This is a genomic window from Lysobacter terrae (genome assembly GCF_054782215.1).
The window spans coordinates 87,499-106,651 of record NZ_BAAGSX010000012.1 but is presented as its reverse complement, the minus strand read 5'-3'; the positions used below and the strand labels follow the sequence as shown (position 1 = coordinate 106,651).

The 19,153-nt window shown below is 66.8% G+C and carries 17 protein-coding genes; 11 read left to right on the top strand and 6 right to left on the bottom strand.

The annotated features are described in order from the left end of the window. Positions 1-24: 24 nt before the first annotated feature. From ACYVJ8_RS17360 to ACYVJ8_RS17340, 5 genes are all read left to right on the top strand, one after another. Positions 25-606: a TMEM175 family protein gene (locus ACYVJ8_RS17360; RefSeq protein WP_460714771.1), complete on the top strand. Its 582-nt coding sequence runs from the start codon at positions 25-27 to the stop codon at positions 604-606. Positions 607-611: 5 nt separating this feature from the next. Continuing rightward, positions 612-1,130 (top strand): helix-turn-helix transcriptional regulator, encoded by a 519-nt coding sequence (locus ACYVJ8_RS17355; RefSeq protein WP_460714769.1) that lies wholly within the window; start codon positions 612-614, stop codon positions 1,128-1,130. Beyond that, positions 1,127-1,540 (top strand): VOC family protein, encoded by a 414-nt coding sequence (locus ACYVJ8_RS17350; protein ID WP_460714767.1) that lies wholly within the window; start codon positions 1,127-1,129, stop codon positions 1,538-1,540. The genes ACYVJ8_RS17355 and ACYVJ8_RS17350 overlap by 4 nt, the downstream gene beginning before the upstream one ends. Before the next feature lie 65 nt (positions 1,541-1,605). Beyond that, positions 1,606-2,004 carry a DUF1801 domain-containing protein gene (locus tag ACYVJ8_RS17345; RefSeq protein ID WP_460714765.1) on the top strand — a complete coding sequence of 133 codons (399 nt, stop codon included), beginning with the start codon at positions 1,606-1,608 and terminating at the stop codon, positions 2,002-2,004. 190 nt (positions 2,005-2,194) lie between these two features. Next, positions 2,195-3,220 carry a diguanylate cyclase domain-containing protein gene (locus ACYVJ8_RS17340; RefSeq protein WP_460714763.1) on the top strand — a complete coding sequence of 342 codons (1,026 nt, stop codon included), beginning with the start codon at positions 2,195-2,197 and terminating at the stop codon, positions 3,218-3,220. Positions 3,221-3,235: 15 nt separating this feature from the next. On the opposite strand, the gene ACYVJ8_RS17335 is transcribed toward ACYVJ8_RS17340, so the two are convergent. Further along, the gene (locus tag ACYVJ8_RS17335) at positions 3,236-8,338 is read right to left on the bottom strand and encodes an amino acid adenylation domain-containing protein (protein ID WP_460714761.1); all 5,103 of its coding nucleotides are present in this window, start codon (positions 8,336-8,338) and stop codon (positions 3,236-3,238) included. Positions 8,339-8,865: 527 nt separating this feature from the next. On the opposite strand from ACYVJ8_RS17335, the gene ACYVJ8_RS17330 reads away from it, so the two are divergent. Then, positions 8,866-9,834: a lipase family protein gene (locus tag ACYVJ8_RS17330; RefSeq protein WP_460714759.1), complete on the top strand. Its 969-nt coding sequence runs from the start codon at positions 8,866-8,868 to the stop codon at positions 9,832-9,834. 47 nt (positions 9,835-9,881) lie between these two features. Here the strand turns inward: ACYVJ8_RS17330 and ACYVJ8_RS17325 are convergent, their stop codons facing one another. The 3 genes from ACYVJ8_RS17325 to ACYVJ8_RS17315 all read right to left on the bottom strand — a co-directional run bounded on the left by ACYVJ8_RS17325 (position 9,882) and on the right by ACYVJ8_RS17315 (position 12,248). Then, positions 9,882-10,868 (bottom strand): aldo/keto reductase, encoded by a 987-nt coding sequence (locus ACYVJ8_RS17325; protein ID WP_460714757.1) that lies wholly within the window; start codon positions 10,866-10,868, stop codon positions 9,882-9,884. Positions 10,869-10,974: 106 nt separating this feature from the next. Then, positions 10,975-11,532 (bottom strand): hypothetical protein, encoded by a 558-nt coding sequence (locus ACYVJ8_RS17320; protein WP_460714755.1) that lies wholly within the window; start codon positions 11,530-11,532, stop codon positions 10,975-10,977. Between the two features lie 182 nt (positions 11,533-11,714). Continuing rightward, a complete protein-coding gene (locus ACYVJ8_RS17315; RefSeq protein ID WP_460714753.1) occupies positions 11,715-12,248 on the bottom strand; it encodes a tetratricopeptide repeat protein in 534 nt (177 codons plus the stop codon). 135 nt (positions 12,249-12,383) lie between these two features. Here ACYVJ8_RS17315 and ACYVJ8_RS17310 point away from each other — a divergent pair, with 135 nt between their 5' ends. The 4 genes from ACYVJ8_RS17310 (at position 12,384) to ACYVJ8_RS17295 (ending at position 15,677) form a co-directional block, all read left to right on the top strand. Beyond that, positions 12,384-13,064, top strand: coding sequence for a hypothetical protein (locus ACYVJ8_RS17310; RefSeq protein ID WP_460714751.1), 681 nt, complete (start codon positions 12,384-12,386; stop codon positions 13,062-13,064). A gap of 37 nt (positions 13,065-13,101) precedes the next feature. After that, positions 13,102-13,482, top strand: coding sequence for a cupin domain-containing protein (locus ACYVJ8_RS17305; protein ID WP_460714749.1), 381 nt, complete (start codon positions 13,102-13,104; stop codon positions 13,480-13,482). A gap of 86 nt (positions 13,483-13,568) precedes the next feature. Then, positions 13,569-14,807, top strand: coding sequence for an MFS transporter (locus ACYVJ8_RS17300; RefSeq protein ID WP_460714747.1), 1,239 nt, complete (start codon positions 13,569-13,571; stop codon positions 14,805-14,807). A gap of 66 nt (positions 14,808-14,873) precedes the next feature. Next, positions 14,874-15,677 carry an alpha/beta fold hydrolase gene (locus tag ACYVJ8_RS17295; protein WP_460714745.1) on the top strand — a complete coding sequence of 268 codons (804 nt, stop codon included), beginning with the start codon at positions 14,874-14,876 and terminating at the stop codon, positions 15,675-15,677. A 24-nt stretch (positions 15,678-15,701) separates the two neighbouring features. Here ACYVJ8_RS17295 and ACYVJ8_RS17290 read toward each other — a convergent pair whose 3' ends face one another. Continuing rightward, positions 15,702-16,601, bottom strand: a complete 900-nt coding sequence (locus tag ACYVJ8_RS17290) for a DUF6689 family protein (protein ID WP_460714743.1) — start codon at positions 16,599-16,601, stop codon at positions 15,702-15,704. A gap of 183 nt (positions 16,602-16,784) precedes the next feature. On the opposite strand from ACYVJ8_RS17290, the gene ACYVJ8_RS17285 reads away from it, so the two are divergent. Continuing rightward, the gene (locus ACYVJ8_RS17285) at positions 16,785-17,261 is read left to right on the top strand and encodes a thioesterase family protein (protein ID WP_460714741.1); all 477 of its coding nucleotides are present in this window, start codon (positions 16,785-16,787) and stop codon (positions 17,259-17,261) included. 639 nt (positions 17,262-17,900) lie between these two features. On the opposite strand, the gene ald is transcribed toward ACYVJ8_RS17285, so the two are convergent. Continuing rightward, entirely contained in the window at positions 17,901-19,019 is a 1,119-nt protein-coding gene (ald, locus tag ACYVJ8_RS17280; protein WP_460714739.1) for an alanine dehydrogenase, read from the bottom strand. Between the last annotated feature and the right edge of the window lie 134 nt (positions 19,020-19,153).

Genomic DNA, 19,153 nt, shown 5'->3' with positions numbered 1-19,153 from the left:
TCCGACAGGCAGATAGGGGGACAGATGGGCAAGAACCGGCTCGAAGCCTTCAGCGACGGCGTCATCGCCATCATCATCACCATCATGGTGCTGGAGATGAAGGTGCCCCACGGCGAATCGCTGGCGTCGCTGCGCCCGCTCCTGCCGGTGTTCCTGAGCTACGTGCTGAGCTTCGTCTACGTCGGCATCTACTGGAACAACCATCACCACATGCTGCACGTCTCGACGAAGGTCTCGGGTGCCGTGCTGTGGGCGAACCTGCATCTGTTGTTCTGGCTGTCGTTGTTTCCCTTTGCCACGGGCTGGATGGGCGAGAACCACTTCGCTGCATGGCCGAGTGCGCTCTATGGCTTCGTACTGATGATGGCCGGGTGGGCATACCGGGTGTTGCAGGAAGCCATCATCCGGGTAGAAGGCCCCCAGTCCTTGCTGAAATCGGCGCTGGGCTATGACTGGAAGGGACGGGTTTCGGTGTGGCTGTACGCGCTGGGGATCGCGGCGACCTTCTGGCAGCCGTGGGTCTCGCTGCTGCTCTACGTGGCGTGTGCGTTCATGTGGCTGGTGCCGGACCGGCGGATCGAGCGCGTCCTGCGCAATCGCGCGTGACGGATATGGCATCCGACGCGCCATCGCCCGCGCGTCCTGGCATCAGTGGCCAGGACCCCGAACTCCTGCGCCGCCTGCTGCGCGCGAAGGATCGGATGGACGCGGCCTCTCACGAGGAGTGGCCCGTCGAGCGGCTGGCGCAGCTGAGCTGCGTATCCGCGGCGCACTTCGCGCGCTCGTTCAAGGACGCCTTCGGTGTGCCGCCGCACCGTTACCTGCTCACGCGTCGTATCGAACGCGCTTCGGCGCTGCTGCGCGACACCGATTTGCCGATCATCGACATCGCCTTCCAGACCGGGTGGAAGAGTCTGGGCACGTTCGGGCGCACCTTCCGCGACGTCACCGGCGAGAGCCCGAGCGAGCTGCGCGCCCGCATACAGGCCACTCCCCAGGACCGCGAGCGGGTGCCGGGGTGCTTCCTCAGCGCGGCGGAGCGGCCCGACCTCACCATCGCAGTTTCGGAGAAGCGCCGGCAGGAGGCGGAAGTTAACGTGGCCGCGTCCCCAACAACGGAGGTCCCATGAGCCAGGGTGTAGGAGTAGCCGGTCTGTACGTGCGCGATCAGGACGAAGCGCTCGCGTTTTATGTCGACAAGCTTGGATTCCGCGTTCATACCGACGCACGCAATGGCGATTATCGCTGGCTGACGGTGCAGCATCCGGAGCAGCCCTCGTTCCAGCTCGGCCTGTTCACGCCGGACCAGCCCACGCTCGACGCGGCCACCGTGCAGGCCCTGCGCGAAGTCGTGGCGAAAGGCGGCATGCCGCCGCTGGTGTTCATCGTCGACGATTGCCGCGCCGCCTTCGAACGGATGCGCGCGCGTGGCGTGGAGTTCACCCAGGAGCCGGTCGAGCGCTACGGCAGCGTCGACGCCAGCTTCCGCGATCCGTCGGGCAACGGCTGGAAGATGATCCAGGCGCGGGCCGCCTCATGAGCGGCGCGCGCTTCTATCAGCCCACCGACTCATCCCAAAATCAGCGTAGCCAGGGAGCGAGCGACGTGATCGTCACCGCCTCCGAGCGGATCGACAAGAAGATCGCATCGCTGGAAGACTGGCGCGGCGAACGTCTGGCCGAAATTCGCCAGCTCATCCACGAGGTCAATCCCGGCGTGACCGAGGAATGGAAGTGGATGGGCACGCCAGTCTGGTCGAATCAGGGCATGTACGCGCTCGCCAATCCGCACAAGGACAAGGTGAAGCTCACGTTCTTCCACGGCGCCCAGCTCAGCGATCCGGACCGGCTCTTCAATGCCGGTCTGGACGGCGGCAAGTGGCGCGCGATCGACTTCCACATGGGCGACAAAATCAATCGCACGGCGCTGAAAGCGCTGCTGCGGGAGGCCTTGGCCTACAACGCATCTCGGGCGGTACCCAAGAGCAAAGGCTCGCGAAAATAGGCCGGCTAAATCATTCACGCAGCGGCTAGTGGGCGAAAACCGCGAGCGAGCGCACGGAATTGCCTCGTCCCGGGGACGAACGGCAGCGGTCTTCCGCATCCGCAGCGATACCCTCACTTCGTCTTGTCGGCCCTGGCCCTAGCGTTCCAGCCAGGACCGGCTTCACGCGACCCCCACGCAGCAGTGCCCCATGGACGATCCCGAAGCCACTTCAGACGATGACCTGCGCGCGCAACTGGCGCGCGCCGAAGCTGTGCTGCAGACGCAACAGGCGCGGCTGGAGCAGGTGCTCGCGGCATTGCGCGCGTTGCCGGACGGGATCGTGCTGCTGGATCGCGCCGGCCGCATCACCGACCTCAATCTCGGCGCGGTGCACCTGACCGGCTGGACCGAAGCGCAGGCGCTCGGACGGTCGCTGCATGAAGTGGTCAAACTGCGCGATTCGCAGGGACGCAGCGTCGACCTGCTCGCGCTGGGCCATGACGCCAGCGGCCAGGTCGCCTCCCTGGTGCGCCGCGACGAGCACGAAGTGCTGGTCGACGCGACCATTGCCTCGATCCTCGACCGCGCCGAGCAACCGATCGGTGCCGTGATCGCGTTCCGCAACGTCACCGCGGCCAAGCGCATCAAGGACGAACTGACCTTTCATGCGACCCATGACCCGTTGACCGGCGTGATCAATCGCCGCGCCTTCGAGTCGCAACTGCAGCGCGCGGTCGCGCACGCGTCGCGGCATGGCACGCCCTACGCACTGCTGTATCTCGACCTGGACCGCTTCAAGGCCGTCAACGACACGGCCGGGCACATTGCCGGCGACGAACTGCTGCGCGTCCTGTCCGCACTGTTGCAGCGCAGCCTGCGCGACCACGACACACTGGCGCGCTTGGGGGGCGACGAATTCGCCGTCCTGCTGGAGCATTGCGAGGCCGGCGAAGCCGAAGAGATCGCCGAGCGCATTCGCGCGGCGGTGGCGACGTTCCGGTTTCGTTGGCTGGCGCAGGAATTCAGCGTGGGCGCGAGCATCGGCCTGGTGACGTTCCGCAGTGGCGCGCTCACGCCGCAGGCGGTACTGCGCCGAGCGGACGAGATGTGTTATCGAGCGAAAGCGGAAGGGCGCAATCAGATACAGGTATTTCCAATGACCGCGGCGGACGAAACCCGGCAGCCCACGCGCCCGCCGCGGCGGAAGCGGACTCCGCCGCCATTGCAGCACTGAGTCAGTCCCGGACGCTCAAGTGCCCACCTTCAAATAACGTCCCGGCCGCTTGGGGTTGGGCACGAACCACGCCGGGCTGCCGTCCGGTTCGCGGCCGATACGGGCGCCGGGAACCAAAGGCTGTGCCGCATCCATCAATGCGTGCTGGCGCAGCGCAACCGGCGCAGCAGGCGGCTCGCGCGGCAAACGCTCGTCAAGCATGCGCGCCAGGCTTTCCAGGCTCGCGCAGTCGGTCATCAGCTGGCGGAACGTCACCGGCACGGAAAAAATCTTCTGCAAGCGCACCGCCACCTGGGTCAGCATCAGGCTGTCCAGGCCGAGCTCGATGAAATTCGTCGCCGCATCGTCGCCAGCGAGGTCGAAACCGCTAGTGCCGCCGAACACCTCGCGGAGCTGTGCGAGCAGACGCGCGTAGCGATCGGCTTCGCCCGATTGCGATGCGGCGGCGGCCATCACCGGCTCGGTTTCGGCCGCTTCAGTTGCAGGCATCGGCGCGACAGAAGGCGCTGCAGCATCCCCGGTGCCGGCCTCGACCCAACAACGCTGGCGTTCGAAGGGATAGGTCGGCAAGCGCACCCGCCTGCGCCGCACGCGACGATCGAACTGCGCAACCTTCATCGCTACGCCATGACACCAAAGTTGCCCGGCGGCGGCCAGCACGCTCGTGCCTTCGTGCTCGGCAGCGTCACCCAAGCTCGGGACGGTGGCGAGACTGGCGCGCTGCGCCTCGGGATGCTGGCGTGCGAGCAGGCTCAGCGTCGCGCGCGGCCCGACTTCGAGCAGCACGCGTGGCGGCGCATCGGCGACCAATCGCGCCAGTGCCGCGGCGAAGCGCACGGGTTGGCGCAAATGCCGCGACCAGTAGTCGCTGGAGATCGCGCTCTCGATATCGAGCCAGTTTCCGCTGACCGTCGACATGATCGGCAACTGCGGCGCGCCGCGCGGCACCGCTTCGACCGCAGCGCGGAAGGGCGCGACCACGGGTTCCATCATCGCGGAGTGGAAGGCATGCGAAGTGCGAAGGGCACGGCACGCGATGCCGTCGGCGTCGAGCTGCGCCTGGAACGCCGCGATGGCATCGCTCGGACCGGCGACGACGCAGGCGCCGGGCGCGTTTTCGGCGGCCAGCGAAAGGCCGGGCGGAAGGCGCGCCACTACCTCGTCGATGCCCAGACGCACCGACAGCATCGATCCTGCGGGCTGGGCCTGCATCAACGCGCCGCGTTTCGCGACCAGGCACACCGCGTCGGGCAGCGTGAACACGCCCGCCAGCGTCGCGGCTACGAACTCGCCGATGCTGTGGCCGATCATCGCGGTGGGTTGCAAGCCCTTGCTCATCCACCAGCGCGCCAGCGCGTACTCGATGGAGAAGATCGCCGGCTGCATCACCGCCGTCGGCAGCAGGCGAGTGGGATCGTCGCTGAAGGCCACGTCGTGCAGGTCGGCGCCGGCATCGCGCAAGGCGTCCGCGCATTGATCGAAGGCGACGGCGAACTCGGGCTCGCTGGCGTACAGCGCACGTCCCATGCCGGCGTACTGCGCGCCCTGTCCGGGAAAGGCGAAGACGACTTCACGATGCCGCGCGGCGCGATTCCGCTTGATGGCCGCCATGAACTCGGGGTTGCGCAGTTCGCGAACGGCGTCCTCCACCTGTGTGGCTACTACGCTGGCGCGATGGGCGAATGCCTTGCGCCCGACCGCCAGCGTCCATGCGGCGTCGGCGAGATTGGTTCCGTTATCCGCCTGCAGGAAATCCGCGAGACGCTCGGCCGCCTGCGCCAGCGCCGCGGGCGAACGCGCGGACAGCACGAGGAGATTCGGTCCGGAGGCGCTGTCGGACGCACGCAACGGCGGCGCCTGCTCGAGTACGACATGGGCATTGGTGCCGCCCACGCCGAACGAGCTGACCCCCGCGCGTCGCGGCGTGCTCTCGTCCATCCACGCGCTGGCTTCGGAGTTGACCACGAATGGCGAATCGGCGAACGCGATCGCCGGGTTGGCGCGTTCGAAATGCAGGCTCGCGGGGATGCAGCGGTATTCCAATGCGAGCGCGGTCTTGATCACGCCCGTCGCGCCGGCCGCGATCACCAGATGGCCGATGTTGCTCTTGACCGATCCGATCCGGCAGAAGCCGACCTCGGTCGTACCGCGACGAAACGCTTTGGTCAGGCCCTCGATCTCGATCGGGTCGCCCATCGGCGTCGCCGTGCCGTGCGCTTCCACATAGGCGATGTCGCGCGGCGACACGTGCGCGTTGTCCTGTGCCATGGCGATCACTGCGGCCTGTCCCTCGCTGCTGGGTGCGGTGAAGCTGGCCTTGCCGCCGCCATCGTTGTTGACCGCGCCGCCCAGGATTACGGCGTGTACAGGATCGCCATCCGCGATCGCGTCCGGCAGACGCTTGAGCAGCACGACCGCGGCGCCGTCGCTGAACACCGTGCCTTTCGCCTGTGCATCGAAGCTGCGCGTGTGGCCATCCGGCGAGAACATCGCGCCTTCCTGATAGTGATGGCCGCGCCGTGGTGGACAGACGATGGAGACGCCGCCCGCCAGCGCCATGTCGCAGGCGCCCGCCTGCAGGCTCTGCATCGCCTGGCAGATCGCGACCAGCGACGTCGAGCAGGCGGTGTAGATGCTGATCGCCGGGCCGGTGAGGTTGAGCTTGTGGGCGATGCGCGTGGCGATGTAATCCTTCTCGTTGTCGAGGATCACCTGATACGCGCCCACGGCTTCCATCAGATCCGGATGCGCGGCGACGTGGCGCTGCAGATAGGTGGAATGGTAGGTGCCTGCGAACACGCCGACCGGAGCTGTCGTCGCATCGGGTACATGGCCGGCGCGTTCCATGCATTCCCAGCACAGCTCGAGGAAGATCCGGTGCTGCGGATCCATCAACTCGGCTTCGCGCGGACTGACTCCGAAGAATCCGCAGTCGAAATCTTCCACGCCCTCGATGACGCCGCGTGCCGTGACGTAGGCCGGATCGAGGCGGTCGGCCATGGCGATCGACGGATCCAATTGCTCGCGACGGAACACGGTGATCGAATCGCGCGCCGCGCAGAGGTTGTCCCAGAACCGTTCGACATCGCCGGCGCCGGGAAAGCGCCCGGCCATCGCGATGATCGCGATGGAGTCGCGCGCCGTCGGCTCACGCGCAGTCCCCGCTGCGCGATGCGCCTGCGGCAGTCGCTTCGCTTCGATGGCGTGGGTTCGCTGCGCCAGCGCGGCGGCCAGGGTCGCCGGTGTCGGGTGGTCGAAGATCAGCGCGCCAGGAATGGGCTCGCCCGCGCCTTCCTGCACCTGCGCGAGCAAGCGCATGGCCAGCAGCGAGTTGCCGCCGATCTCGAAGAAGTTGTCGTGGCGGCCGACGCGATCGATACCCAGGGTCGTGGCGAAGGCGGCGCACAGCGTCTTCTCCTCGGCGGTGATCGGCGGTGCATAGGCCACGTCCTGTTCGGGGCGGTCCGCGCCGGGAGCAGGCAAGGTGGCACGATCCAGCTTGCCGTTGGGCGTGAGCGGAAACCGGTCCAGCGCCACATACGACTCGGGCACCATAAACGCGGGTAGCGCGTCGGCCAGGTGTCTGTGCAAATGCGACGAGGAGATGGCTGCCGCTTCGGCGCCTGTGGCGCGCTGGCCGCCACGCAGCACGTAGTAGGCCACCAGCCGCATTTCGCCCTGACGGTCTTCGCGCGCGATCACGGCGGCTTCGCCGATGTCCGGGTGTTCCCGCAAGCGCGCTTCGATCTCGCCCAGCTCGACCCGGTTGCCGCGGATCTTCACCTGGAAGTCCTTACGCCCGGCGAAGCGGAAGTTGCCGTCGGGCAGTTGCTGCGCCAGATCGCCGGTGCGATACAGCCGGTCGTTCGGATCCGCGCTGAAAGGATTGCGGATGAAGGCTGCTTCGGTCGCCTCCGGATCGGTGTAGTAGCCCAGGCTGCGGTAAGGGGTGCGGATGAAGATTTCGCCCAGGGTACCCGGCGTGCATGGCGCCAGGTGCTCGTCGAGCAGCAGCGCCTGCGCGCCGGGGATTGGCGTGCCGATCGGGACGAAGGTCTCGGCGACAGGATATGCCGGCAGGCGATAGCAGAACTTGGCGAGCGTCGTTTCGGTTGGCCCGTACAGGTTGACCAGGCGGATGCGTTCGCCGAAACACGCGATCCAGGCATTCGCGTCGGCCGGCGGCAGCACTTCTCCCGCGAGCAGGACGAACTTGAGCGCCGGAAATCCTGCCGCTGCGAGGCCTTGCCTCAGCAGTAACCGGAATAGCGAAGGCACGCAGTGGATCAAGGTGACGCCGGAGCGCTCGATCCAGTGCGACAGCTGCAGCGGATCGAGGAGCATCGGCGTCGGCGGAATGCAAATCGTGCCGCCGCAGCACAGCGGCGTCAGAACATCGCGCAGATACACGTCGAACGCAGCACCGGTCAGCTGGCTGACGCGCGACCCTGCTCCAAGCGCGAAGGCTTCGATCTCCCACTGGACGAAGTGAGCCAATCCACGGATGCGGCCGAGAATGGCCTTGGGCTTCCCTGTCGAACCCGAGGTGAAATACAGATAGCAAGGATCGTCGGGCAGTGTCGCCGCCTGGATCCTGTCGGTGCTCTGTTCCGCGATTCGATGGACGCGTGCATGCAGTGCATTCAAATCGTCGCCATCGCCCATCAAGAAGACATCGCGGATCGACGTGGAGGGAGTTTGGTCGGTCGCTCCACCTGCGAGCGTGGCCAACAGTGCAATATTCGGTGCGTCCGCGATCACCGCTGCAGGTCGCGCGATATCCAGCATGCGCATCAGCCGCTGCACGGGGTAGGAAGCGTCGAGGGGAACGAAGATGCAGCCCGCCTTCAGGCATCCCAGGATCGCCGCGATCCGCGCGACGGGGGCGTCCAGCAGCAGTGCGACCATCGACCCGCAGGCGATGCCGTGCGCGGTCAGTGCATGCGCCACCTGGTTCGAAGTCCGGTCGAGTTCGCCGTACGTCGTATCGACATCGCGCCAGGAAATGGCGGCAGCGGAGGGATTCGCGTCGACGGCTTCGCAGAAGAGGGCGAGCACGTTGTTCGCACGCAGCGGCACTTCCAGCTTGGCTTCTGCGTCGGAAAAGAGGCTCGACATGCGGGTCCCCACTGGCCGGCTCTCCGTTCGCAAGCGGCTGCAATTGCGGCATGCGTGAGGTCGGAAAAAAGTCTGGGGCGGCGTCGTTGCGCGGCGTATCCCCCGACAGGGTGATCCGTGCACGCATGAAACGGAATGATTGCCGGCGCGGCACGGGGCGTTCAGTCTGTTCAGCCGTTGCGTGTGTCCCTCCGCGCAGTCAGCTGAAGGCATTCGTGTTTCTCGGTTACTACAACGCAGAACGGCGCCAGTTCCGCCATCGGCGATGGCATGCGCGCGATCGCTATGCCACATGTCCATGACGATGAAGCCACGGCTTCGTTGCGGTGCGGCCGCTTGCCGCAGGTGCCGTGGCGGATCTCCTGCCGCTTGCGCGGACCGGCGATGCACTGTCTTTGCAGGAGAAGCCGGCCTAATCTCCCGCAACCGGCCGCTGTCGCGACAGGCCGGTGCTCTCGGTGCAAGCCGCAAGACGCGTCGCAGTGGAATGCGGCCGCGCGCCTCTCACGACCACAAGGAAGGATTCCGTGAACAAGCACACCGCAGTTGCCGCTCAGCCGGCCCTCGATCCCACCCTGACCCTCGCGCTCGCAGCCGCCTCGGAGGCGGCTTACGACTACTACGGCGGCGACCCGGTCACGCCCCCGGTGGGGTACACCCAGGTCGACGGGTGGACGGGTTGGGATGCGTTTCTCACCACCGGTTCGGAAGAGAAATACGGACTGGTGTTCCAGTCGCAGGCCGATCCAGGCACCTTCATCTTCGCGTTCCGCGGCACCGATTCGGACCTGGATGCCTGGGAAGACGTGCACTTTCTTACCACCAACTTCGTGCCGACCAGCGGCAGTGTCAGTCCGACGCCACGCGTGGCCTCGGGCTTCTACGGCATTTACGACAGCATCGGCGGCAGCATGACCCAGTCGATGCGGCAGCAGCTGTTCGCGCTGCTCGCCAAGTACCAGCCGCAGCAGCTGTACGTCACCGGGCACAGCCTGGGCGCGGCGCTGAGCCAGCTGTTCTCGCTGGACGTGGCGATCAGCCAGCCGGTGGCTTCCACCAACATCAATTTCGCCAGCCCGATGGTGGGCACCGACAGCTGGCAGACGGCGTACCAGGCCACCATTGCCGCCGGTCAGAGCATTCGCGTCTACAACTACTGGGACTATGTTCCGTCGCTGCCGCCGGACCAGTTCGGCTATGTCACCGTCGGCGAGGGTTTCCTAACCTCGTTCTACGTGCAGGGCGAATGGTTCCCGCACGAGCTGTCGCGTCACTCCATCGCCAACCTGACCACCGTGCTGACCAACGCGGTGCCGTTGAATCCGCAGCAGTGGGTGGGCACGTTCCCTGACTACATGGATCCGTCCTGGACGATGGACAGCACGGTGCCGCCGGCGACGGCGCCGGTGCGTTGGGTGGAGAAGGCGCGCGAGCACATGGCGTTCGAACGCTCGCTGCGGCAGGCGGCCGTCGAGCCGGAGTTGATGCCGGCGTAATGGCGAACGGTGGCCCGTCATCCCGGCTTCCACCGGGATGACGGGTGCTAGCGATCCACCATCTTCTGCTGCGCCTCGGCATAGCGCGCGCCGTGGATTTCGATGCTCGACAAGCCGGTGGCGATCTGCGCGAGGTCTTCATCGCTCAGCGCGAGATCGGCGGCCCCCAGGTTTTCCTCGAGGCGATGCAGCTTGGTCGTGCCAGGGATCGGCACGATCCACGGCTTCTGCGCGAGCAGCCAGGCCAGCGCGATCTGCGCCCGGGTCACGCCACGACGCGCGGCAATCGTGCCGAGGGTCTCGACGAAGGCCAGGTTCGCCGCCCGCGCCTCGGGCGAAAAGCGCGGCACGTTGGCGCGGAAATCGTTGGCGTCGAAGGTCGTGGATGCGTCGATCGCACCGGTGAGGAAGCCGCGGCCGAGCGGGCTGAAGGGCACGAAGCCGATGCCCAGTTCTTCCAGTACCGGAAAGATTTCCTGCTCCGGCTCGCGCCACCACAGCGAGTATTCGCTCTGCAGCGCGGTCACCGGATGCTCCGCATGCGCGCGGTGAATCGTATCGACGCCGGCCTCGGACAGGCCGAAGTGCCGCACCTTGCCCTCACGGATCAGCTGCCCCACGGTGCCGGCGACATCCTCGATAGGTACCTGCGGATCGACGCGATGCTGGTAGAACAGGTCGATCACGTCCGTGCGCAGCCGCTTGAGCGAAGCGTCGGCGACCGCGCGGATATGCGCGGGCCGACTGTCGAGCGCACGCTGTGGATTCGCGGGAATGCTGAAGCCGAACTTCGTGGCGATCACGACCCGGTTGCGCACCGGAGCGAGCGCCTCGCCGACGACGTCTTCGTTGAGGAACGGGCCGTAGACCTCGGCGGTGTCGAACAAGGTGACGCCGTGGTCGACCGCGGCGCGGATAAGGGCCACGGCCGCTTGGCGCTCGGTCGGCTGCCCATAGCCGTGGCTCAGGCCCATGCAGCCCAGGCCCAGGGCGGACACGCTCAGGCCGCTGCGGCCGAGGGTTCGGGATTTCATGGCGACTCCGCGCCCCGGTGAAAGGCAGTTGAGAGTACATCGAACGCGCCGCAGCGCGTGTCTGCGGTGAACGATGTGACGGATCCGCGGCGTGGCAATGGAGCTGTCAGGGCACGCTGGTCACTGTTGGGCCCCGCTCCGCCGCGATCTCCGCCGCGATTTCGGCCTGCAGCTCCGCCTCCGCCGCCTGGCGCGTGCGCACCCTAAGGATCTCCCCCGGCAGTTCGCGCTGCAGCAGGCCGAGCAGCTCCGCACAGGCATTGTTATCGACCGGCTTGCCGGCCAACGTGGTGGCCGTGACCTTCGTGGTCAGGCGATTGTTCGTTTCTGAGGCGAGCAAGGCCTTGGTGAAGATCAGGAACTCGATGTCGCGATAGCGCAGCGAATACAGGTCGAGCATCTGCGCGCGGGACTGGTATTTCACGCCGGGCGTACGCACCAGGATCTGGCCGACCGCGTTCCAGGTGTCGAGTTTGTCGGCGTGCAAGGTGAATTCGCCGCGAGTCGCTGATGGCGGGGCTTTCACCAGGACGGAATGTTGCGCGGGCGGTGGGTCGGCTGCGATCCCGCTGGCGAGGCTGGTGCTGCAACCCGATGCGAGCGCCGCCAGCAACGACGCCGGCAGGAGCGCCGCAAGGAGCGGCCGGACAACTCGCGCGCGCATCTTCGCGTTCCTCGACAGAATGTCTCGATGCTATGTTTTCCTCGATGTGTTGTTGTCGCACGCCGATCGTAAGCGCATGGCGAAGGGAGCGGCAAAACGGCCGTAAGCGGCACGTAGCGTTGGCCGCCGTTAACAGAAAGGCCTGCGCGAAGCCGGCCTTTCCGCATCGGCCCTTGGATCGGCTACTCCTGGGGCTTTACGCCCAGGTAGGCACCGGCCATGTGCTCGGTCATCCAGGGGTCGTTGTCTTCGAGCGCGAGTGCGCGCGCGAACATGCGCTCGGCCGTGGCGCGATCGCCTTGCAGCATGTAATGCGCGCCGACTTCGGCGATGCCCTTGGCGTCGTCGGGGTTGGCGGCAAGGAACTGCTCGAACAACGGCTTGGCCTTGTTCCACTCGCCGGCTTCGGCGTAGACGCGGGCGATGCGGTAGACGTCGCTGTCGTCATGCTTGCCATTGAGGAGGGCATCGAAGATGGCCTGGCCCTCGCTCTTGAAGCCGCCGAGGTAGTACACGCGGCCTGCACCGATGCGCTCCCAACTGCCGTTCTTGCCGGCCTGCGAGACCGCGGTTTCCAGCAGTGTCTTGGCGGCGTCGCGCGGGGCCTTGTTCTGATAGGCCTCAGGGGCAGCGCGCACCTTCTGCGCGGCATAGCCCACGCCGATACCGGCCACGAACAGGACCGCGGCGGCGGCGGCCGTAATGCGTTTCGTCATGAAGAATCTCCCTGGTGGTTGACGGGGGCCGCGCAGTGCGGACCCGGTGACTCCGTAGCCCGGTGGGCCTCGGCAACATGAGTCTAGCTGTGCCGCAGACGCTCGGCGCAGTAAAGTGACTCCCGAATTTTAGGGATGGATGCGATGCGCAGGCTGGTGTTCCTGTCGTTCTGCCTGGCCCTGGTGCAGGCGTTGCCGGCCAGCGCCGGCGACGTGCTGCCCGACCGTGCGCCTTCGACCGATCCGCCCGGCGAACACGGCATGCTCGTGGTCGGGACCGACGTGGTGTACCTGTCGCACCTGCCGATGTTCCATGCGCCGCACGACTACCAGCTCGTGTTCGAAGCGGCGTTGGATGACGACGCGCTCGCCGCCTACCGTCGCGACAGCCGCCGCCATCCCGGCACGTACTACACGCTGGTGCCGACGGCGCGCTGGGTGCTGCCCGATACGATCCGCGAAGGTGCGCGCTTCGCCGTGGACCTGTACCGCGGCCATTTCGAGCGTGGCGGCATGCCGATCCGAAAGCAGGCGACGGTGACCGTGCGCCGCATCGTGCATTTCCGCCGCTTCGATGCGGGCCATGCGGCGGACCCGGCGCAATGGTTCGGCTTCGGTCGCGGCCATGAACACTTCCTCGCCCATCGCATCGAAGGCGCGCCGGATATGGACCAGGTGGTGCAGGTGTCTGCCGCGCCGGCCGAAGGGGCGCCGGTGCGCATGCCGAACGCCGGCGAACTGAAAATCGGCGACGCTGTGCCCGGTGGTCGCGTGCAGCGCGTGATCTACACCGAGTACGGCGATCTGGCGAAGTAAAGGTTTTGCGGCACTCCAGTCGAAGGGAAGGGACCTGATGAATCCGGCGATACGGCCTTTCGAACCGAGTGCGGAGTACGACACACCCGAACGCTGCTTCATCAACGAGTTGTCCAACACGGCCAGCGATCCGGCCGTATCGATCGCGCGTGCACGTGTCGCACCTGGCGTCACCACGCGCTGGCATCGCGTTCGCGATATCGCCGAACGCTACGTGATCCTGGAAGGGCGCGGCCGGATGGAAGTAGGCGGACTGCCTGAGCAGCAGGTCGAGGTCGGCGATGTGGTGCTGATTCCACCGTCGTGCCCGCAGCGCATCGCGAATATCGGGACGACGGATCTGGTGTTTCTGGCGATCTGCACGCCACGCTTCGTGCCCGAGGCGTACGAGGACATCGAGGAGCTCGAGGGCCCCTGACCGGTCCGATGCCGGATCGCGCCGCGCCATGTCGAATCCGGGGCGCTTGCTTCGTCGGATAAGAAACCTCCGGAGAATCTCTGCCCATGAACAGCACGCCCATCGCCTCGCCACCTCTGGACCGCAACTGGGCCCTGGTCGCCGCCGGCGCCGTCATGTGCTGCGTCGCGGTCGGTGCGGTGTTTGCGCTGGCCGTACTGTTGACGCCGATGAGCGCCGCCACCGGCTGGTCGCGTGCCGGGCTGTCCAGCGCGATGACGCTGGCCTTCCTGAGCATGGGATTCGCCGGCTTCGGCTGGGGCATGCTGAGCGATCGTTACGGGCCGCGCGTGGCGGTGCTGGCCGGTTCGGTCCTGTTGGGATTAGCCTGCGTGCTCGCCAGCCGGGCCGGCAGCCTGCTGCAATTCCAGCTCAGCTATGGCGTGCTGATCGGCGTGGCCGCCGCGAGTTTCTTCGCGCCGGTGATCTCCACGACCGCGGCCTTGTTCGAACGTCGGCGCAACCTGGCCATCTCGCTGGTGTCGGCCGGCGTCGGCGTGGCACCGCTGACGCTTTCGCCGCTGGTCGCCTGGCTGGTCACGCACTACGACTGGCGGACCACGCTGCTGATCGTGGGCGTGCTGGCCTGGGCGTTGACGCTGCCGGCGGTGTGGTTCGTGCCGGCCACGCCGCCCTCGCATGCCCACGGCGGCGAAGTGGCGGACACGCAGGGCATGAGCGTCGGACAGGCGCTGAGTTCGCGCCCCTTCGTCATCCTCGCGTTGGCCTACTTCGCCTGTTGCGCGGCGCATTCGGGACCGATCTTCCACACGGTGAGCTACGCCGTGGGCTGCGGCCTGCCGGTGACCGCGGCGGTGACCATCTACAGCATGGAAGGCGCGGCCGGCCTGGGCGGGCGGCTGTTGTTCGGCCTGCTCGCCGATCGCCTGGGCGCCAAGCGAGTGCTTGTCGCAGGTCTCCTGCTGCAGGGATTGGCCGCGGCGGCGTATCTGCAGGTGAATCAGCTCGACGGCTTCTATGCCGTGGCGATCGTGTTCGGCATGGCCTATGGCGGCACGATGCCGTTGTACGCCTCACTCGCGCGCGAAGCGTTCGGACCGCGCATCCTCGGGACCGTGCTCGGCGCCGCGGCGCTGGTGTCGAGCCTCGGCATGGCGCTGGGTCCGCTGGTGGGCGGTTGGCTGTACGACCGTTACGGCAGCTACACCTGGCTGTACATCGGTTCGATGGCGATGGGGCTCGCCGCGGCGGGCATCGCGCTGATGTTCCCGTCGAAGCGGCCGCCGCGCGACTCCGGCCGACTCGAACCCGCGCTGCAGGGCTGAGCCGGCGCAACACCGCGTCGCATGTGCGGTGGGTCGCGACCCGCCGTCATGCGGCAAGCTGTGCGCATGAGCGAAATGCACGTCGAAGACGCAGACATTCAACTAGCGGACGGACAGACGTTCGTCCGCCGCTGGCACCCTGCGGTTACCGCTTCGTCCACTCCGATCGTGCTGCTGCACGACTCGCTCGGCAGCGTGGAGCAGTGGCGCGATTTCCCGGCGCAACTCGCGCAGCGGCTGCAGCGGACGGTCATTGCTTACGACCGGCCCGGCTTCGGTCGCTCTTCGCGACGCGATGACAAACCGAACACCGACTTCATCGCCGGCGAGGCGCGCGTGCATTTCCCGGCATTGCGCCGCGCGCTCGGACTGGCCGACTTCGGTCTGTTCGGGCACAGCGTCGGCGGTGCGATGGCGATCGTGATCGCGGCCTTGCAAGGCGAGGCCTGCCGTTTCGTCGTCACCGAATCCGCGCAGGCTTTCGTCGAGTCGCGCACGCTGGAAGGAATCCGCACGGCCAAGGCGCTGTTCGCCGATCCCGCGCAATTCGCCCGGCTCGCGAAGTGGCACGGCGAGCGGGCGCGTTGGGTGCTGGAGGCATGGACCGAAGTCTGGCTGGATCCCGTGTTTGCCGCGTGGAGCCTGGATGCGTGGCTGCCGCAGGTGCGCTGCCCGGTGCTGGCGATCCATGGCGATCGCGACGAATACGGCTCGCGCGCGTTTCCCGAGCGCATCGTCGGCGCAGTGAGTGGGCCGGCGCAGTTGGCTCTGCTCGACGACTGCGGTCACGTGCCGCATCGCGAACGGCCGGACGAGGTGCTCGATCGGGTCGCCGCATTCGCGGCTACTCACGCCACCGAAGGCGCGTGAGCGGCGCCACGGCGTGAACGCTGCCTACTGCCCGAAGTCGCGCAGGTAGCGCACGCTGAATCCCAAGGTATTGGCAGCGGCCACCAGCTCGCCCGCGAGATTCTGCGAGTCGTGCGTCGCGCGCCATTCGTTGGGCAGGTAGATGCCGGCACGCTCCTGCGCACGCGTGCGGATGGCGTCGATGCCGGTCAGGGCCGAGGCGTACTGGTCGGCATCGACGTTCGTTTCCACATCGTCGATCAGCGCCTGGAACGGCGCCTGTTCGGCGGCGGGAAGTTGCGCCGCGATGCCGCGCATCCACACCAGCTTCTGGTCGATCACGGTGCGCGTGCTGCGCAGGTCGACGAGGATCAGGAACTGCGAGAAGCCGCCGTAGGTCGTGCGCGCACGCACACTGCCGCGGGCGATTTCATCGGTGACGTCGCGGAAGGGCGCGCCCAGCGACGCCTTGAATACCCGCAGCGGCGAGCCGGCGGTGTAGGGCAGCAGGTGCGTGTGGATTTCCATGCGCCCGGTGTCGCGGAACGATAGACCGCCGTTCGCCGGCGGCTCGATCGTCAGCAGCAGGGGCAGGGCGCTGGTGAGTTGCGTGAGTCCGGTGTCCGGCAGGCGCGCGAGCAGCGTCTCGTCGAGCAGGTTGACCAGTTGCGCGGTGGCGCCGAGGCTGGCCGGCGTCAGGCCGCTGGCATCCTGGAAATCCAGGGAGACCTCGGCGAGCGGAAGCAGGGTATTGCCGACGCGGATCTCGGCGTGGTCCCCGGATGCGGTAACCGCTACCGGGATCAGCCCATTCACCGTCGACGTGGTCTGCGCCAGCAGCTGACCGGTCTGGTTCACGGCATGGCCGAGCAGCTGCGCCGAAGCGTCCGGCGCAACCAGGCACAGCGATAGGACAGCAGTCCATGCGACAGCGGACAGTTTCATTGAGAACCCCCTGAACACCCCGACATCCCTGTGGGTGCGATTACGCCCCCGGCTCCGACGCCTTTTAAACCTGCCCGAGGCGGCGGACAAGTGCGGCGTCCACTTTCGCGATGGACGGGTTGTGGCTCCGACGGACGACAGTTGGCTACATTGCACCTACCGCACCGAGTGGGCGAGGTTGCCATGAACACTCCGACTCCGCCGTCCGCACAACGCGACGATCGTTACGCCCGGGAGTTCTTCGCTGGCTGGCGCACCATGGACTTCAACAGCCACATGGCCAACACGGCCTATCTCGATCTCGCCGCCGACGTGCGCATGACCTTCTTCGCTGAGCATGGCTTTCCGCCCGCGGAATTCCGCCGCCTCGGATTGGGCCCGGTGATCCGCAAGGACGAGATCGAATACTTCCGCGAAGTCGGCCTGTGCGAAACCGTCACCGTCACCTACGCGATGCGGGCGATGAGCGCGGACGGCGCGCGCTTCGTGCTGGAGAACGAGATCTGGCGCGACGATGGCCAGCGTGCGGCCAAGGTGGTTTCTACCGGCGGCTGGCTGGACCTGCAGGCGCGCAAGCTGATCGCGCCACCGCAGGCGTTGCTCGATGCCTTCGTGCAGGTGCCGCGCTCGGCGGAGTTCGTTGAATTGCCGCCTCGCTGAATTCTGTGCTTCGTTGGGACGCGCTGCACACTTCGCCATCTGGGCTTCGGCTGTTGGCTTCGGACTGACGCGCTGCCCGCTTCGCCACCTGGGCTTCGGCTGTTGGCTTCGGACTGACGCGCTACCCGCCGGAATGGGGGTGGCTGCGACCCTCCGGACGGCAGTCCTGCCTTTAGTCGGGCCGCGGACCATCCATGGTCCGCTCTCCGCCACCCCCATCCCGGCGGGCAGCGCTAATCGCGAGCGTGACGATCGCCGCTTCGGCCAGGCGCTCTTCTTCTCCCCGCGTGCGGGGAGAAGATGCCCGAAGGGCAGATGAGGGGAGCGAGCGAAGCGAGTTGCTTTTGCTTTTTTGCCAATGCGCCCGAAATGTGTGGGAGGGCAGGCGGTGCCGGTGGGCAGGCGTGACTATCAGCGGCATGGATGCCGCTGATAAGCCTCCATGGACGGCTTCACGGCGTGTCACGACTGCCCACCGGCGCCGCCTGCCTGCCCGTGATCGTTACCGCCGACAGCACGTCCCCTCACCCTGCGTCGCTGGCGCGACGCTTTCCCTCTCCCCGCAAGCGGGGCGAGGGAGCGGAACAAAAAAGGACGGGCAATTGCCCGTCCTTTTAGAGGCGATCCGGCGAGTGACGCTTAGATGCCGATAGCCTGTTCCGCCGTCACGTAAGGCAGGTTGTGCGCCTGTGCGACCGGTTCGCAGGTGACCTTGCCTTCGCAGACGTTGAGGCCGTTGCGCAGATGTACGTCCTGCGCCAGCGCCTTCTTCCAGCCGCTGTTGGCCAGCGCGAGAGTGAAGGGCAGCGTTACGCTGTTGAGCGCGAAGGTCGAAGTGCGCGCGACCGCACCCGGCATGTTGGCCACGCAGTAGTGCACGACGCCGTCGACCACGTAGGTCGGATCGGCGTGAGTGGTGGCGTGCGAGGTTTCCACACAACCGCCCTGGTCGATCGCGACGTCGACGATCACCGCACCCTGCTTCATGGTCTTGACCATGTCCTTGGTGACCAGCTTCGGCGCCGCGGCGCCCGGCACCAGCACCGTGCCGATCAGCAGGTCCGCGCGGCGCACCAGCTCTTCGATCGCCGCGCGGGTAGAGAACACGGTCGAGATCGAAGTGCCGAACTGCGCGGCCAGCCGCTTGAGCGCATCGGCCGAACGATCGACGACGGTGACCTTGGCGCCCATGCCGACGGCAATCGTCGCCGCATGCGTACCCGACACACCGCCGCCGAGGATCACGACTTCCGCAGCCGACACGCCCGGCACGCCGCCGAGCAGCACGCCACGGCCGCCCTGGGCCTTCTCCAGCGAATGCGCGCCGACCTGCGGCGCGAGGCGGCCGGCGACTTCCGACATCGGCGTCAGCAGCGGCAGCGAGCCGTTCGGTGCGGTGACGGTTTCGTAAGCGATGCAGATCGCGCCGGAGTCGATCAGGTCGCGCGTCTGCGGCTCGTCGGGCGCGAGGTGCAGGTAGGTGAAGAGGATCTGGCCCGGGCGCAGCTTCTTGCGCTCCTCGGCCAGTGGCTCCTTCACCTTCACGATCATCTCGGCGCTGGTGAAGATCTCGTCGGCGGTGTCGATGATCTTGGCGCCGGCGGCAACGTAATCGGCATCGGTCAGGCCGGCGCCGAGGCCGGCACCCTTCTGCACCAGCACTTCATGGCCGTGGTGCACCAGTTCGAGCACGGACGAGGGAATGAGGCCGACGCGGTACTCGTGGTTCTTGATTTCCTTGGGTACGCCGATACGCATGACTGGAATCTCCCGGTAGATGTGGCGTCGGGCGTCCCGACGTGCGACGTCGGGACACCCGACGTTTCGAGGCTGGGGAGTATGGGCGAAGAATTGCGCATTTTGTCGCGAATTTTGTTGTGCTGGCCGGCCGT

Excerpts from the sequence above, each read along its gene's own strand:
- ACYVJ8_RS17325 (WP_460714757.1), bottom strand. The coding sequence starts at position 10,868 with ATGAAATCCCGAACCCTCGGCCGCAGCGGCCTGAGCGTGTCCGCCCTG.
- ACYVJ8_RS17335 (WP_460714761.1), bottom strand. The coding sequence starts at position 8,338 with ATGTCGAGCCTCTTTTCCGACGCAGAAGCCAAGCTGGAAGTGCCGCTG.
- ACYVJ8_RS17315 (WP_460714753.1), bottom strand. The coding sequence starts at position 12,248 with ATGACGAAACGCATTACGGCCGCCGCCGCCGCGGTCCTGTTCGTGGCC.
- ACYVJ8_RS17355 (WP_460714769.1), top strand. The coding sequence starts at position 612 with ATGGCATCCGACGCGCCATCGCCCGCGCGTCCTGGCATCAGTGGCCAG.
- ald (WP_460714739.1), bottom strand. The coding sequence starts at position 19,019 with ATGCGTATCGGCGTACCCAAGGAAATCAAGAACCACGAGTACCGCGTC.
- ACYVJ8_RS17285 (WP_460714741.1), top strand. The coding sequence starts at position 16,785 with ATGAACACTCCGACTCCGCCGTCCGCACAACGCGACGATCGTTACGCC.
- ACYVJ8_RS17340 (WP_460714763.1), top strand. The coding sequence starts at position 2,195 with ATGGACGATCCCGAAGCCACTTCAGACGATGACCTGCGCGCGCAACTG.
- ACYVJ8_RS17295 (WP_460714745.1), top strand. The coding sequence starts at position 14,874 with ATGAGCGAAATGCACGTCGAAGACGCAGACATTCAACTAGCGGACGGA.
- ACYVJ8_RS17320 (WP_460714755.1), bottom strand. The coding sequence starts at position 11,532 with ATGCGCGCGCGAGTTGTCCGGCCGCTCCTTGCGGCGCTCCTGCCGGCG.
- ACYVJ8_RS17350 (WP_460714767.1), top strand. The coding sequence starts at position 1,127 with ATGAGCCAGGGTGTAGGAGTAGCCGGTCTGTACGTGCGCGATCAGGAC.
- ACYVJ8_RS17290 (WP_460714743.1), bottom strand. The coding sequence starts at position 16,601 with ATGAAACTGTCCGCTGTCGCATGGACTGCTGTCCTATCGCTGTGCCTG.
- ACYVJ8_RS17360 (WP_460714771.1), top strand. The coding sequence starts at position 25 with ATGGGCAAGAACCGGCTCGAAGCCTTCAGCGACGGCGTCATCGCCATC.
- ACYVJ8_RS17310 (WP_460714751.1), top strand. The coding sequence starts at position 12,384 with ATGGATGCGATGCGCAGGCTGGTGTTCCTGTCGTTCTGCCTGGCCCTG.
- ACYVJ8_RS17300 (WP_460714747.1), top strand. The coding sequence starts at position 13,569 with ATGAACAGCACGCCCATCGCCTCGCCACCTCTGGACCGCAACTGGGCC.
- ACYVJ8_RS17305 (WP_460714749.1), top strand. The coding sequence starts at position 13,102 with ATGAATCCGGCGATACGGCCTTTCGAACCGAGTGCGGAGTACGACACA.